The sequence below is a fragment of the Aeromonas sp. R2-4 genome, from assembly GCF_040908365.1.
Classification (GTDB): Bacteria; Pseudomonadota; Gammaproteobacteria; order Enterobacterales; family Aeromonadaceae; genus Aeromonas; species Aeromonas veronii.
This window is the reverse complement of record NZ_JBFODO010000046.1, coordinates 32738-48391: the sequence shown is the minus strand read 5'-3', so window position 1 is coordinate 48391 and position 15654 is coordinate 32738. Positions and strand designations below refer to the sequence as shown.

The 15654-nt window shown below is 52.5% G+C and carries 14 protein-coding genes; 12 read left to right on the top strand and 2 right to left on the bottom strand.

The genetic code is table 11. The annotated features are described in order from the left end of the window. Positions 1-5: 5 nt before the first annotated feature. Both pseG and pseF read right to left on the bottom strand, forming a co-directional pair. Positions 6-1262: a UDP-2,4-diacetamido-2,4,6-trideoxy-beta-L-altropyranose hydrolase gene (gene pseG / locus AB5Z05_RS17960; protein ID WP_368152517.1), complete on the bottom strand. Its 1257-nt coding sequence runs from the start codon at positions 1260-1262 to the stop codon at positions 6-8. Beyond that, entirely contained in the window at positions 1252-1947 is a 696-nt protein-coding gene (gene pseF / locus AB5Z05_RS17955) for a pseudaminic acid cytidylyltransferase (RefSeq protein WP_368152514.1), read from the bottom strand. Before pseF ends, pseG begins: the two co-directional genes overlap by 11 nt. A 174-nt stretch (positions 1948-2121) precedes the next feature. Here pseF and AB5Z05_RS17950 point away from each other — a divergent pair, with 174 nt between their 5' ends. The 12 genes from AB5Z05_RS17950 to AB5Z05_RS17895 all read left to right on the top strand — a co-directional run bounded on the left by AB5Z05_RS17950 (position 2122) and on the right by AB5Z05_RS17895 (position 15611). Then, positions 2122-2649: a GNAT family N-acetyltransferase gene (locus AB5Z05_RS17950; protein WP_368152513.1), complete on the top strand. Its 528-nt coding sequence runs from the start codon at positions 2122-2124 to the stop codon at positions 2647-2649. After that, positions 2646-2879: an acyl carrier protein gene (locus AB5Z05_RS17945; RefSeq protein ID WP_368152510.1), complete on the top strand. Its 234-nt coding sequence runs from the start codon at positions 2646-2648 to the stop codon at positions 2877-2879. Before AB5Z05_RS17950 ends, AB5Z05_RS17945 begins: the two co-directional genes overlap by 4 nt. Further along, positions 2879-3628, top strand: coding sequence for an SDR family NAD(P)-dependent oxidoreductase (locus AB5Z05_RS17940; protein ID WP_368152507.1), 750 nt, complete (start codon positions 2879-2881; stop codon positions 3626-3628). The genes AB5Z05_RS17945 and AB5Z05_RS17940 overlap by 1 nt, the downstream gene beginning before the upstream one ends. Continuing rightward, the gene (locus AB5Z05_RS17935) at positions 3625-4983 is read left to right on the top strand and encodes an AMP-binding protein (protein ID WP_368152505.1); all 1359 of its coding nucleotides are present in this window, start codon (positions 3625-3627) and stop codon (positions 4981-4983) included. The genes AB5Z05_RS17940 and AB5Z05_RS17935 overlap by 4 nt, the downstream gene beginning before the upstream one ends. After that, positions 4980-6035, top strand: coding sequence for an acyl-protein synthetase (locus AB5Z05_RS17930; RefSeq protein ID WP_368152503.1), 1056 nt, complete (start codon positions 4980-4982; stop codon positions 6033-6035). The genes AB5Z05_RS17935 and AB5Z05_RS17930 overlap by 4 nt, the downstream gene beginning before the upstream one ends. Next, a complete protein-coding gene (locus AB5Z05_RS17925; protein ID WP_368152500.1) occupies positions 6014-7219 on the top strand; it encodes an acyl-CoA reductase in 1206 nt (401 codons plus the stop codon). The genes AB5Z05_RS17930 and AB5Z05_RS17925 overlap by 22 nt, the downstream gene beginning before the upstream one ends. 168 nt (positions 7220-7387) lie before the next feature. After that, positions 7388-8359: a glycosyltransferase family 2 protein gene (locus tag AB5Z05_RS17920; RefSeq protein ID WP_368152543.1), complete on the top strand. Its 972-nt coding sequence runs from the start codon at positions 7388-7390 to the stop codon at positions 8357-8359. Beyond that, complete coding sequence (gene glf, locus AB5Z05_RS17915; RefSeq protein ID WP_368152497.1) at positions 8356-9525, top strand: UDP-galactopyranose mutase; 1170 nt, start codon at positions 8356-8358, stop codon at positions 9523-9525. Before AB5Z05_RS17920 ends, glf begins: the two co-directional genes overlap by 4 nt. Before the next feature lie 2 nt (positions 9526-9527). Then, positions 9528-11804 carry an HAD family hydrolase gene (locus AB5Z05_RS17910; RefSeq protein ID WP_362773686.1) on the top strand — a complete coding sequence of 759 codons (2277 nt, stop codon included), beginning with the start codon at positions 9528-9530 and terminating at the stop codon, positions 11802-11804. Positions 11805-11926: 122 nt separating this feature from the next. Beyond that, positions 11927-13123, top strand: a complete 1197-nt coding sequence (locus tag AB5Z05_RS17905; protein WP_040067213.1) for a radical SAM protein — start codon at positions 11927-11929, stop codon at positions 13121-13123. 25 nt (positions 13124-13148) lie between these two features. Next, the gene (locus tag AB5Z05_RS17900; protein WP_368152494.1) at positions 13149-14414 is read left to right on the top strand and encodes a hypothetical protein; all 1266 of its coding nucleotides are present in this window, start codon (positions 13149-13151) and stop codon (positions 14412-14414) included. A 12-nt stretch (positions 14415-14426) separates the two neighbouring features. After that, positions 14427-15611: a hypothetical protein gene (locus tag AB5Z05_RS17895; RefSeq protein ID WP_330124493.1), complete on the top strand. Its 1185-nt coding sequence runs from the start codon at positions 14427-14429 to the stop codon at positions 15609-15611. The last annotated feature ends 43 nt before the right edge of the window (positions 15612-15654 follow it).

Here is a 15654-nt window from a genome sequence, read left to right as displayed (position 1 = left end):
TGTGTTCAGATTCCTGTGCCAAGTTGCCAGCCTTGCGGCGCCGGCTGCCAGGGGGCAGGGGGCGCTATCTGCGGTGGCTCGGCAAGATAGAGGGGAAATTGGGAGAAAATTGTTTGCAAGCGATGTGCCAGCTCTTGCCACTCCGTGGGCTGAAGTGACCGGGTGGCCTGCCATGTCAGGTGCTGACCGTCCAGAGTCAGGGTTAGCAGTGGTTTGTCATCATGGCGTAGTTGCCACTGTTGACCATCAGGTAACAGCTGATAATCCGATTGTTGCAGCAACCAGGCGGTGAGTCGATCCAGCCCCAGCCCGTCCACCTGTTGCTGGCCACGGCGGCGGTAGTCGTCTGACTGTTGTTCAAGCCGGTGCAGGGTTTGCAGGAGCAGCTCAGGCTCGGCCAGCTCGCTCAGAGTCAGCCGCTCGGCCAACTGGAAGCGGGCGATCACCTGGTCGTTGAACTGCTGATTGTCGACGATGGGCACCGCTAGGGTCGGCAGGCCGAGACAGGCTCGCTCCCAAGTCATGCCGCCCGCAGCGCCAATGGCGAAGTCGTGTCGGCTCATCAGGTCGGCCATCTGGTCGCTCTGACTCAGCAGGGTGAGCGGCAGATCGGGCAGTTCGGCAACCCTTTGTTGCAGCTCGGGCCAGAAAGGATTGGCCCCACCGGCTACCAGAGTCCAGCTGACGGTTTTAGCCCATGGCAGTCGAGCCAGCGTGTTGAGGGTGACGAGACAGGCTCCGGCCGGATCAGCGCCGCCAAAGCAGATGAGGCCACGTTGCCACCGGCTGACCTTTTGGCGTGCAAGCTGGCGATAGGCGGGGCGCAGCAGGGCATAGTCGGTGCCCAGCAGCAGCCGACAGTCGGCAGGGACGAGTGACTGGTAATCGGCGGCGCTGCGCAGTGGCCCCTGATCCAGCAGCAACTGACCATGATGAGGGCGATCGGCCAGATCGTCGATCACCAGCAACTGACCACAGTGCATTGCCAGTGTCTGCTCGATCTGTCGATCAATCTGGTAGTGATCACACACCAGCCACTCCGGACGCAAGGTGGGCAAGGGGCCTGCGTCGTCCAGAGCGCAAAGAGGGTAATGCTGGTGGGATTGCAGCAGTGGCAACAGGTGGGCCGGTAGCTGATGGCAGAGAAAGTGGCACTCGGCGCCAGCCGTTTTCAGCCGATCGGCAATGGCCAGACAGCGCATCAGATGACCCAGGCCGATCTCGGCGCCGGCGTCGAGCCGGAAGGCAACCTTAAACGCCATCTTGGGCCAACACTTGATAGAGCAGTTCGGCCAGATGCCAATCTTCCGGAGTATCGATATCGACCACCCTGTGTCTTGGCAGAATATGGCCGATCCCCTCTCCACCGATGGGGCTGATCCCGTCCAACCAGGCAGCCCGCGTCCCCCAATAGAACTGACCTGCATCCTGATAGGCTGGCTCCAGATCCTGAGAGCGTTTCGCCATCTGCTCCGGCCAGAAGGGGGTGACCCGGCCCTGCTCATCCATGCGCACGGCGCGCTGGATAGGGAAGCCAAACTCGGCCACGGTATAGACAAATGGTGCCTTGTTTGCGGTCAGCCGCTGATAGGCGGCCTTCAGGTCATTGGCCTGGATAAGCGGCACCGTGGCATAGATGCAGCAGTAGTGTTCTGCCTGGATGCCGAGCTGGTCGAGCCGCTGGATGGTGTCGATCACCACAGGGGTGGTACCTGTGTGATCATCGGCGAGGTTGGCTGGCCGCAGAAATGGTACTTCCGCGCCCAGTTGACGAGCAACTTCGGCAATCTCCTCATCATCGGTGGAGACCACCACCTTGCTGAAACAGCTCGATTGTTGCGCCGCCTGGATGGCATAGGCGAGCATGGGCTGGCCACAAAAGGGGCGGATATTCTTGCGTGGGATGCGTTTGCTGCCACCCCGGGCCGGGATAATGGCGATGGCCATGATGGGTTCTCTCTGCTGGATTAATGACTGGCCAAAGCCAGGATAATCGATGACAACTCTTTGATTATTTTTGATATTATACTGGTTTTTCTGCTTGTATTATCGATTTTTGCTACGGAATGGCGGCCGTGTGGTCGATAAGGGAGACAGGTCATGGAAACTGTATGGCGTTGAATGATGAGTTATGGTGTTGAGCTACGCCCGATAGCGCCGTGGGATCTTCCCGCTTTGCGGCGTTGGCGCAATCAGGATGAGGTGCGAATGCAGATGGTATCCCAGACGCGTATTTCGCCACGGCAACAGCGCCAATGGTTCACCGTCACCCGTGAGCGACAGGATCAGCAGCACTGGGTGCTCTGGTGCAAGGGCGTGCGAGCGGGCTACGTCAATCTTAAAGGTGAGTCTCAGGGCGAGCTGCAGGGTCAGGCGATCGCCGATGCGGGGCTCTATCTGGGCAACTCAACCGTGCGGCATCCCATGTTGGCCGTTGCTGCTGCCTTATCCCAGCTTGATCAGGGTTTTGATGAGTTGCATATCGGTTGTATCCGCACTCTGGTTCGGGAGAACAATCGCTCGGCCCTACGCTTGAATGAACAACTGGGTTATAGCCAGATAGGACAAGAGAACGGATTTTTTGCATTGGAACTGCTGCCTGCGGATTACTATGCCGCCCGTGAGCGGCTACGGAGATTTTTCAGATGACAATCGCATTGGAACAGGTTTTTGCCGAGGCGCTGGGTATTGATATCGGCAGCGTCAGCGATGGGTTGGCCTACAACAGCATCCCGCAGTGGGATTCTGTCGCCCACATGGGGCTGATTGCCCAGTTGGAGGATAACTACGGCGTATTGCTCGACACCGATGACATTATCGACATGAGTTCGGTCGGAAAGGCGCGCGAGATCCTGGTCAAGTACGGGGTCGCTTTCTGATGCAGGGGCTGTTGCAGGGCAAGCGGGTGTTGATCACCGGTGCCGGGCGTGGCATCGGTCTTGCCATCGCCCGTCAGTTTGCCTCTCAGGGGGCGGAATTGTGGCTGGGAGGCCGTGATGAGGTGACCATGAGCCAGCTGGCGACCGCGATTGGTACCGAGTTTGGCGTGCCCTGCCAACCTCTCTGTTTTGATGTGGCTGACCCGTCGGCGGTCAAGCAGGCCTTTCAACAGCTTTTTACTCAGAGCCGATCGCTGGATGTGCTGGTCAACAATGCCGGCATGCTGGAAGAGGCGTTATTGGGGATGGCTAACCAGACCCATCTGCAAAAGACATTCAGCAACAATACCTTTAGCGTGGTCTACTGCAGCCAGTATGCCGCCCGCCTGATGCGGCGCAGTGGTGGTGGCTGCATCATCAATCTCGCCTCCCTGATGGGGCAGGTGGGGGCCGCCGGGCTAAGCTGCTATGCCGGCAGCAAGGCTGCGGTGATCGGTATTACCCAGTCACTGGCCAAGGAGCTGGCCGCCAGCCAGATCCGGGTCAATGCCATTGCCCCGGGTTTTATCGATACCGATATGGCACATGCTATCCCGGAAGAGAAGTTTGCCGAGCGGGTGGCCAGCATCGCGATGGGACGGATTGGCACGCCAGATGAAGTGGCCAAAGTGGCCCTGTTTCTCGCGTCCGACTTGTCGAGCTATGTGACCGGGCAGGTGATTGGGGTCGATGGGGGGATGGTGATTTGAACCGGCCTGATTTGTTGACGCATCTGGTTGAAAGTAATGACGAGCCCGCCTGGCGAGACCCGCAAGAGGGGTGGCTCAGTTATGGTGAGCTGGCTCGGCGTGTGGTGCAGTTGGCCACCATCTATCCTGCTGGCCGCCATTTGGTCTACCTGCCATTTGTGACATCAACCATGCATCTGCTGCACTACTTGCTGGCCCTGCGTGATGGCCACACCATCATGCTGGCCGATCCTGCTCAGGATGCCCAGTTGCACCGTGAACAGTGCCAGCGCTTTGGTGTCAGCCTGCGGGTATTAGAGGATGGGGCAGTTGTGCATCTTGGTGATGCGCCTTCACTTCACCCTGAACTGGCCATGCTGCTGCCGACATCGGGCAGTACGGGGTCCTGCAAATGGGTGAGATTGTCGCGAACCAATCTTGATACCAATGCCGCGGCCATCGCCGAATATCTGGCGCTGAACGGGGGTGAGCGCGCCATCACCTCGTTGCCACTTTTTTACTCCTTCGGTATGTCGGTGCTCAACAGCCATCTTTTGGCTGGCGCCTCGCTGGTTTCATGCACTGCTAGCCCCCTTGAGCGCCAATTCTGGGATGAGGTAAATCGCCATCAGGTCACCAGCGTGGCGGGGGTCCCGTTTACCTTTCAGATGCTAAACCGCTTGCGTTTTGAGTGGGCCCGCTATCCCAGCCTGATGACTCTGACCCAGGCCGGAGGAAGACTTGAGCCGGCACTGGCAAAACAGTTTGCCGAGCAGGCCTCCTTGCTGGGACGCCGTTTTTTCGTGATGTATGGTCAGACCGAAGCGGCGCCGCGCATCGCCTGGTTGGCGCACGATGAAGTGATGATTGCCCCGGATGCCATTGGCCGTGCCGTACCGGGCGGGCGTCTCTCTCTGCGTCATGAGCCCGGCTTTCCTGACGGGGAGGGGGAGCTGGTTTACCAAGGGCCAAATGTGATGTTGGGCTATGCGGAGCGCCCTGAAGATCTGGCGCGTGGACGTGATATGGATGCTCTCTTTACCGGCGATCTGGCTCGTTGTGATGAGGCTGGCCGCTTCTATCTGACCGGGCGACTCAACCGTTTCCTGAAGCTGTTTGGCAAACGGGTGAGCTTGGCTGAAGTGGAAACCTGGTTGCAGGGGAGGGGCTATTCCGGCGCTGCGACTGGCCGCGATGATCGCCTGCTGGTAGCCATCGAGGCAGATGCGTGTCCCAGTGATGCACTACAGCTGGAGCTGGCCCGCTGGCTGATGGTGCCACCATCAAGCGTGCGTATTTACCAACATCATTTGCCACGACGCAGCAATATGAAGATTGATTATCCGGCCCTATTAACAGCGCTAGAGCAACTATGAACAGGCTGTTTGATGCGCCGGTTTTCGGGCTACCCCAACGTGAAAAAAGTGGGCTGCTCCTTGCTCGCCTGAATGAATTGACGCAGCGGCATGGGCAGGGGTGTCCAGCTTTTGCCAATATTCTGTCGGCGTTTGGCTGGGGTCAGGCTTCGACCTATCAAGAGCTTCCCTATCTGGCCGCCCGCCTGTTCAAATTGGCCCAATGGCAGAGCGTGCCGCAAGAAGAGGTATTCAAGGTGCTCACCTCGTCGGGCACCACGGGGACGCCGTCACGGATCGTGCTGGATCGGGATACAGCCGCGTTGCAGAGCAAGGTGCTGGTGAAGATCCTGCAAGAGTTCGTCGGCAAGCAGCGGCAGCCCATGCTGCTGGTGGAGCAACCCGCCCTGATTCAAAACCGCAGCGGTTTTTCCGCCCGCGGCGCCGGTGCGCTGGGGCTCTCCTTCCTTGGCCGAGACCATACCTATGCCCTCGACGAGCAGATGCGGCCCAACTGGCCGGTCATCGAGGCCTTCTGTGACAAATATGCGGGCCAGCAGGTCCTGCTGTTCGGCTTCACCTTCATGGTCTGGCAATGTCTGCTGGAGCCGCTGCGTGAGCGCGGTCTGCAACTGCCGCTGACGCAGGGCACGCTTTTTCACAGCGGTGGCTGGAAGAAGCTGCAACACCACGCGGTGGATAATCCAGCCTTCAAGCTGCGCTGCTATGAGCAGCTGGGGCTGAGTCGGGTACACAACTTCTATGGCATGGTGGAGCAGGTGGGGTCGGTGTTTGTCGAGTGTGAGCATGGCCATCTTCATGCTCCCCTTTTTGCCGATCTGCTGGTGCGGGATCCGCTGACTCATCGATCGCTCGGGGTCGGCCAACCCGGCTTGCTGCAGGTGATCTCTGCCATTCCCCAAAGTTATCCCGGCCACAGTTTGCTCAGCGAGGATCTTGGCGTGCTGTTGGGGGAGGATGATTGCCCCTGCGGCCGTCGTGGCCGTTATTTCCATGTATCAGGACGTCAGCAAGGCGCCGAGGTGAGGGGATGCAGCGACACTTTCCAGTGAGCCGATCAGATGTAGAAGATGCCATCTGGCAAGCGGGGCCAGAGGTCGCTTTCGTGGCTCCCGTGAGCGGTTGGCAAGGTTTTGTCATTGGTCCGTTGCCAAGCTTTGCGCCCGTCATCTGCGACTTTGTGGCTGCGCTCTCTGCACGTCTGCTGAAGGAGGGGCGAGAGAACCCGGATCTGGCCGCCTTTGGCTTTTGGTTGCGGCCGCGCCAGATTGAGGTACAGCGCAAACGCACGGCAGGGCGTGCACCCTTGGGGATGGTTTTTCATCTGGTCCCCTCCAACGTGCCGACCGTCGCGTTCTACTCCTGGATCATGGCGCTGCTGATGGGCAATGGGTCCGTGGTACGTCTCTCATCGCGCATCGACCCGGTGCAAGAGGCCATGCTGGCCATCCTGAACGAGCTCTTCTCTCTGCCTGAGTGGCAAGAGATTGCCTCCCGTACCCGTTTTATCCGCTATGACCACGATGAGGGCATCACCGCCTGGCTGTCGGCCCGGTGTCGCCTTCGCATTATCTGGGGAGGTGATGAAACCATCAGCCGGGTACGGGCTATTCCGCTCTCACCCCGCGCTCAGGAAATCGTGTTTCCGGATCGCCGCTCCATGGCGGTGTTGGATAGCCAATGGCTCGCCAACCTGGATGCTGCTGCGTGGCGGCAAGTGGTCGCGGCTTTGCAACAAGACTTTACCCGTTTCAATCAACAAGCCTGCGCGTCCCCCACCACCATTTGCTGGTTGGGCATTCCCACCAGTGCGTTGCGCCGTTGTCTGCTCGAAGGGATCTTCGCCCCATTTGCAGATAATCCCTTCCTGATGATGGAACGCCTTATCAATAGTCAACAAAATGCCGCCTATGATGGCCAGATGAAGCTTGACACCTTCTCTGGCGTCACCTTATTGACTCCCACCGCCTCTTTGCGGCTTGAACACATCGGAGGAGGTACAGTCGCCGAATTTGTTGCCGATACCCTTGATGAGTTGCTGCTACAGCCTTGGGATATGCAGACCTGTGTCTGGGTTGGGCCAGATAAAACGCGGCTTGAGTGTGAGCTACCGCTGTCGCCTTGCTGCCGTATCGATCGGGTGGCAAGTCCGGGACAAGCGCTGGCATTCGAATGGCTCTGGGACGGCATCGACATGCTGGTGGCCTGCAGCCGTCAGCTTGATCGTATTGAATAGTGGATTCCAGGTCACATAAATCAAGTCATATCAATGAATTAGATTGGTCAGGCACGGCTCTTGCAGTAAATATTGCCATCAAGGGCAGGAAGGGTTGACAGAGACCGTGCGGTAGCCTTGTCCATTTTCTCCAATTCGCTTCTTTTTTACTCTACTTCTGGATCCTCTATGAAAGTCAGCGTACTGGTGCCGGTGTATAACCTCGGGCGCTTTATCGAGCCCTGTTTGCTAAGTCTGCTGGAACAGCAAACCAATTTCGATTTTGAGGTGATCGCCATTGATGACGGCTCGAGCGATGACTCCTGGGCCATTATGCATCGGCTGGCGCAGCAGTGGCCGCAACTCAAGGCACTACAGAATTCGCAAAATATGGGGTTGGCCAAGACCCAGAAACGCTTGCTGAAAGAGGCTAGCGGTGAATACATCGCTTATGTCGACGGGGATGATCTTGCTCTGCCGGGCAAGCTGCAGAGCCAGGCCGATTATCTTGATTCGCACACTGACTGCACGCTTTGTTACCACGAGGCGGAGATGTTTGATGATGAAACTGGCGCACGGATCAAGCTATTTACCCGCGATTATTACAATGCTCGCTATCTCGAACTCGTGATGACACGGGAGGCATTGATCCGCTTCGGGGTGTTCGTCAATGCCAGTTCCATAATGTTTCGCCGTTATGAAGGGATGGAAAATGCCATCGATGAGGGGTGCAAGATCATCCTCGATTATCCCTGGCACATCTTGAACCTCTCCCACAATCCGGGGACGCTGGATTTTATCCCTGAATTATTGGGCCGCTATCGCTTACATACCCAGAGCTTTGGCGGACAGACCCGCAAATCGGCAGAACGTCGTGAGCAGTCGCTGCGTGATCTGCTGCGCGCCTGTGATAACGCCGCTGCGTTTGGGGCGGATCCCGTGGCTATTGCCCAGGGGCGTGCCCATCACTATTACTCTGCCGCACTCTACTTTCTGCGACAGGATGACGTAGCCCGCTTCACGCAGCTTATCGAGCTGTCAGTTACCGAGGTAGCGAAGCTGGCGCCAGGCTGGTTCTTCGATGAGCGACATCAACTGGCTTGGATGCAGCGAGCTCATCCAGCACGGGTCATGCAACAACTGCTTGGAGAGGCGGCATGAGTTATCAGGCGATCGTCATTGGCGCCGGGCTTTCCGGTGCCGTGATGGCTGAGCGAATGGCCAGCCAGCTCGGTTGGAAGGTACTTGTGCTGGAGCAGCGCGATCATATCGGTGGCAACTGCTTTGACGAGTATGATGAGCATGGGGTGTTGATCCATCGCTATGGACCGCACCTCTTCCATACCGATAACAAGGAAGTCTGGGATTACCTCTCGCAGTTTACCGAGTGGCTGCCTTATGAGCATCGTGTGTTGTCACGCATCGACGGGCAGCTGGTGCCGATCCCGTTCAACCTGACCAGCATCGAACGTTGCTTTCAGACCGACAAAGCCGCCGCCATGATTGAGGCCCTGCGTACCCGGTTTGGTGATGGTGCCAGAGTGCCTATTCTGGAACTGCGCAAAGAGGCGCATCCCCTGCTGGGTGAATTGGCAGATTTCATCTATCAGAAAGCCTTCGTCAACTACACCAGTAAACAGTGGGGGGTACCGCCCGAGCAGATCTCCCCCGAGGTGACGGCACGAGTGCCCGTGGTGGTGAGTCGGGATGATCGCTACTTCACCGATCCCTGGCAGGCGGTGCCGGCGGAAGGCTATACCGCAATGTTTGAGCGCATACTTGCGTACCCCTTGATTGACGTAAGGTTGTCGACCCCTATGGAACAGCATGTCAGGTTGGACTGGCTGCAGAAGAGGGTGCTGCTGGATGGTCTTCCTTTCGATGGCCCACTGATATATACCGGTATGCTGGATCAGTTGATGCCGGCAGAAGGGAATTGCCTGCCATATCGCTCACTGCGTTTTGAACATCGCCATCTGGCGCAAGAGCAATTTCAACCGGTCACCACCGTCAATTATCCGAATGAAGAAGCCTTCACGCGGATCACCGAATTCAAGCATTTCAGCGGGCAGGTTCATCCCGGCACCAGTATCGTATACGAATATCCTTGTGACTATCAGCCGGAACAGAGGCTCGAGCCTTACTACCCGTTGTTTACCAACGCAGCCAAACAGAACTATCAGTCTTGCCGCGATGAATTGGCCCAGTTCCCGCAACTGATTGCTTTGGGGCGCCTTGCCGAGTACCGCTATTTCGATATGGATGATGCCGTCGACAATGCGCTGCAACACTATCGACACCTGGCTCAGCCGATGACAGGGAGATAAGCATGATGAATTATCTATCGAAATTGGATGGAGCTCTGCAAGCGCAGCCGATCCGTGCCATTTCATGTGATGTCTTCGACACTTTGATCTTCCGTCACGCCGGAACCGTCGAGCAATTCTGGCATCAGCTGGCAGTACAAGCTTACCAGTTAGGTATTCTTTGCAATGACGATCCTGATGCCTTTGTCGAATACCGTAAAGAGGCTGAATCGATGGCTCGGCGTCAGATGATGCAGCGAGAAGGTCACAGAGAGGTGCGGCTAGAGCACATCTATGCTTGCTGGCCCAGCGCTCAGGGGGAGCAGTTGGCCCAGCTGGAGCAGCAGCTGGAATACGACAACTGGTGGCTTAATCCGGTACTGGTCGATTGGCTGCTCAGTCAGCAACAGCGCGGCCTACTGATCGTGCTGCTTTCCGATATGTATCTGCCTGCCAGCCTGTTGCAGCGCTTCTTCAGTACTAAGGCTCCGCAGCTGTTGCTGCATAGGATCTATGTTTCTGGCGAATATCGGGCCAGCAAACAGGATGGGGGTCTGTATCAGCGCCTGCTGGCCGAGCAGCAATGGCCGCCTGAATCGGTTTTGCACATTGGGGACGACAAAATTACCGACCTGCAGATGGCAAAGGCCTCCGGGCTAAGCGCCTGTCATGTTGGGTTAGGGGATGATTACCTCGCGCAAGTGAAGTACGAGCAGCGTCTGTTTCCTCTTTGCATTCCAGGCTTAGAGCGGTTGCGGCGCCAATGGCGCTGGCTGAGTGATGGCTCGACCAGCTCAGAATTAGCTGGTCGTATCTACGCGCCGGTCCTTTACGTGTTTGCTCGCTGGCTCATAGAGAGATGCCAGCAACAGGGTATCACTACGCTGTTTTGTCTATTGCGCGAAGGTGATGTTATCGCGCGTCTTCTTGCACAGATACCCGGACACAGACTGACTGTCAAGACTTTGGCGGTTTCCCGTCGTTCCAGCTTTCTACCCAGTCGAGAGTGGTCGCTGGATCTTGTGCATCAGCTCTGTCAGCGCCGTGGATATACGCTGACTGAGTTGCTTGAGGATCTGGGGTTGACATGCCCTGAGAGCTGGGTAGCGCAGCAGCATTGCACCCTGTCGGAGCTGGTACAAACGCCGCTCTGGTGTGAGGTGCTGAGCTGGTTGGAAACTGTCCAGCCGCAGATCGTTGCCCACTTGCAACAACAGCGGCAGTGGCTGCTGCAATACCTGGTGCAACAGGGGGTAAGAAACAGCTCCGAGATCGCTATTCTCGATTGGGGATGTGGTGGCAGCCTGTTACAAAATCTCCATCAGTTGGCTGGGCTGAATGATGTTAACTACTTCATGTTTTATGCCAGTCAGCGTGCGAGCCGGGTAGCGCTAAGCCAAAAACTGCAGATATTTCAGCCCGCATCATGCCAAGCATGGGCTCAGCAATTAGCGGCCTATCCTGAAATAAGCGAGATCTTGCTCAATGGTGCGCTCAGCTCGACCCGATGCTATCAGATAACGAATGATGGCCAGATCACGACCAAACCAGTTGCACAATCTGATGATGCGATCCTCGGTCGGCAATCGCGCGAGGCGTTTGTTGGCATCCTGCTGAGATGGGGTGAGCAAGCATCTGCAGCTGGCTGGATGGAGGAAGGGCCGTCACTCGCCGAGCGTCACTATCTGGTGGGAATTCTCTATCGTCTGACTCTTTATCCTATGTGGCATGAAGCGCGTGAGTTGGCCAATTTATCGTTGCCAATGGCGCCGGGATGCAGCCAGCCACTGTTGCCACATAGCCGCGTGCTCGAGCTTAAAGAACGAGTATGCAGCGGTGAGCAGGCATATCAGTTGTTATTGGATGGCACAGATCCGATTCTACGTAATACGGTTTGGTATCCTGGACTGGTAGCTCTGGCTTTCCCTGACCAATTACAGCAGTGCGGTGAGTTGGCTACCTATCAGGATGATGAGAAGGTTGCACCGTTGTTGTTACAGAAGTTACGACAGTCAGGTATTACCAAAACGGCGTTATATGGTGCTGGTGAATTGGGATTGAAAGTGTATGAGTTCCTTACTACACATGGTATCAATATTTGCTGCGTGATTGATCGTCGGGCCTTGAATAGTTGTATTCGATTGGGTGAACATCAAGTAATCACGTTGGCAGAGGCCAAAAGACGGGATGTGGACTGTTTTACGGTCGCGTCACGGGCCTTTGCCAGCGAAATAAGTGCCGAGATCCGGCTGCAGTACAATGATAAAACCGCTTGCACTAATATTATTGTCTTCAGATAGTAATATCGGTGTTTTATAAAACAAGTGAATCAATGAATTGAAAATAGTGATATTTTCGTATTCATAATATCAAGTTGTTATAGTGTTATGACTGTTTTAGTCGTGCACTAAAAGGAGTTAAAATGACTAATTCAATTAAGGCACCTGGGTTGTTTCAGGTTGAACTGACTAATTATTGCAATATAGATTGTACCATGTGCGCGCGTTCAGCAGGTCTGAATAGACCTATAGGACACATGGACTTGGATCTTTTCAAAAAAGTTGTCGATCAATCCCGTGAATATAAAATGCCGATCCATTGGTTACATCATTTTGGGGATACCTTGATTTATCCTAAATTGCGTGATGCTCTACAATATTTCAAGGCCCATGGTTATGGCCCTGGAAATGTTTCTACTAATGCAATTTTATTGAATGATGACAAGATTGATATATTGTTGGAGTACGGCGGAAATGTACTATGTTGTATTGACACTATGGATCCAGATGCTTATAAAAAAATAAGAAACAATAATCATTTTGAAAAAGTAAAAGGTAATATTGAAAAGTTCATCGCCGAACGTGACCGCAGGAATTCTGATACCGTAATTACGATACAGTTTTTACGTACTGCGCATAATATGGATGAAGATTTGACCATTATGATGGACCACTTTGGCCAACATGATAACGTTCGATTTATAGAAAAACGTACTGACAAGCATCCTAAAGGTGGAGATATTACTATTGTAGCATTGGATGACGAATTTAATCATAAACGGACTTGCTTTAAGATTCGTTCGGAGTTGTGTGTGTTATGGACTGGCGAGTGTGTACCCTGCTGTTGGGATGCTGACGGAGAGCAGATTATAGGTGATGTGCGTGATGAATCACTAGCTGATATCTGGCTGGGTGAGCGACATAAAAAAATGCAGCAACAATTATATAAGGGAGAAGAGGGCGTGTTGTCGCTGTGTGATAAATGCACTGGTCCTATCAGCGATAATATTATGGGGTTGAGAGAACAGGTCAATGCCCATGCTTTACGTTGGATTGAAGAGGGGAAGACGGTTGTGCTTGCTGCCGCCAGCAAGGCCATGTTTGATTTGTACGAAAAAACACAACTACGGAACCTGAATGTAGCGGCTTTTTGCGATATTAATCCGGAAGGGAAAGTACCCCCTGTTAATATTCCAGTCCTCCCGTACTCAGAAATTGAAAGGATCAAGCCAGATGCGATACTTATTTTCTCTCCAGCCTACAGTACGGAAATATACTTCCAACAGAAACATTGGCGTGAAGAAAATATTGAGATAGTAGTTCTCGGTGAATTTCTATAATCTGGTATGGTAGCAGGAGTACTTTATGCCTTTTTGTATGCAGAGCTATCTTGCTCCTATTCCCTCTGTGGTGCTGGATAACTATCAAAAATATCTTGCACCATTGAAAAATCAGGGTAAACGTATTGTATTTGCACCACATTGTGAACTGGTATTTAATCTGGTGTATCGTGGCTATTTCTGTCATTTCACAGTCCTTGGTGCCTTGGATAAAAATAGTAAAAAAATTGGCAAAACAGGTAATGGTATTTTTGCTTATAGCTATGACAGTCTCACCGAATTGAAACCGGATATTGTTGTCGTAGCCAATACCCGCTACCACAATGAAATTGTGGTAGCCCTGCGTACAGCCGCAGAGGCGTTAAATTTTGAATTGGTTGATCTTTGTGAAGGTTACGAGCATACTGCATTTAGGCAGGAATTAGCTGAATTTCTGGACTGCAGGAAAATAAGCCAATTACGACCTGGTTGTATCGATGTGCCAGCAACAATTACCGATACAGATGTGATGGCCGTCGAAATTGTAATTGAGACAGGTTGGGGGTTAGGTGATAAATTGTGTGCACTGAGTGCTGCTCGTGAATTTGCACGCCGTAATCCCAACCTGTCGGTTTATTACAATACCTTACCAGAAATTGTTTCAGCCTATAGTGATGAACTTTTGAAGTTGGGCTCTGGGGCCTATCCTTTGCCGGAAAATTATGCGCTGTTTCATAGAGAAAAGGATTCATCGCCAGCAGCAAATTATTTAGGCTGTTATTACCTTGGTTTAGGTATTAATTTTGATTCTAATCCTGGGCTGGAGTTGCCCGCGGTACCACCTTGTGCCGGATTAATGCCCGATAGTTATATTGCATTACAGCCTACGGCTAATTGGGCAAGTCCGAATCTTTCCTTGGATAATATAAAAATAATCATAAAGAACGCCCCTTTACCTGTCGTTTTGACAGGGAATTATATTACCAATAACTCGACAGATAATGTCTCAGACGAAGATAAGCTACGATTCAATCAGGAGCTTGTCACTGCAGGAGCAAATGCCTCTTATATCGGTGATGAAATGAATATGCTAAAAATTATCCGTCATGCAGCACTGGTCCTGACACCGCGTTCAGCCAGTGCACATATAGCAGCAGGTTATGGTGTCAAAACCGTTGTTTGGGTACCCAATGATGGCGAGAATTGGCATCTGGATTATCCAAACTGGCAGCACAGACGTATTTCCGCTACACAAGAACATGTTTGTGATGAGCTGATTCGTGAAATGCATACCTTGATAAAGACAAAATAACACGGAGTATATATGACATCTTTTATTCATGATTGTGTATACAAGAAAATATTCAGTTTATTGCCGGAGCTCATTCGTTCGCAAGACCGAGTTTTATTGTATCCTGCAGGGGCCATGACTAAAGAGTTGATACAAAAGAATGTATTTAAAGAATGTAATCTAATCGGCATTGCAGATAAATCATGCAGTGATGGTTTCGATGCCGTACTTAATGTCACTACGTATAGCCGAGCATCCATTTTTCAAGCTAAGCCTGAATACATTCTGATCTGTTCGCTCTCATACCATAATGAAATCATGAGTGATTTTTTCGCTGACTGTTTAGCAAAGAATATAAAATTAGTTGATTTGTCAGAGTTTTTTGAAGCCGGGAAGGAAGATATAGCGGCAGCGTATATTGATAAAGTCAATGCCTTGTTATGTTCATCAGAGATTCGTGCATTGTTGGCTGATGACAAATACAAGGATAAACGACGCCTAGAGCCCTTTGGCTATAAATGTTACTCACAGCATGATGAAGACGGTATGTTAGCTGAGGTATTTCGTAGATTGGGGGCTACCTTGCCACATACATTTGTCGAGTTTGGTGTCGGTGATGGCTTAGAAAATAATTCGTTATTACTTTTAAAACAAGGCTGGCAAGGTTTATGGATTGAAGGAAGTAATACTAATGCTGCCTTGATAAAAGAGCGTTTTGCCAAACAAATTGCTGATGGAATGTTATATTTTGAACATCAGTTCATCGACAAAGATAATATCAACCAATTGATTGGTAACCATTTCAATGGTGACATAGGCATGCTATGTATTGACATTGATGGTAATGATTATTATGTCTGGGAAAAAACTGATATTGTGCAACCTTGGGTTGTTGTAATTGAGTATAACGCCAAATTCCCTCCCCCCATGAAATGGTCAATAGAATATAACAAGAATCACATCTGGAATTTGACAGATTATCAAGGGGCCAGTCTGGCTGCACTGGCTGAATTGGGTGACAAAAAAAATTATCAACTGGTTGGCTGTAATCTCAATGGTACCAATGCAATATTTGTGAGAAAGGACAAAGTCAATGAAAAATTCCTAGTTACCGATGAACTACTGGAATATTACCACCCACCAAGATATTTCCTAACGGATGGATACCGAATGATGTGTGGTCACGTACCTGATCCTCGAATGGGTGTTATTCTATAAATTAGCGAAAAAAAATTATGGTGCATAGTGAATTTTAAACCAG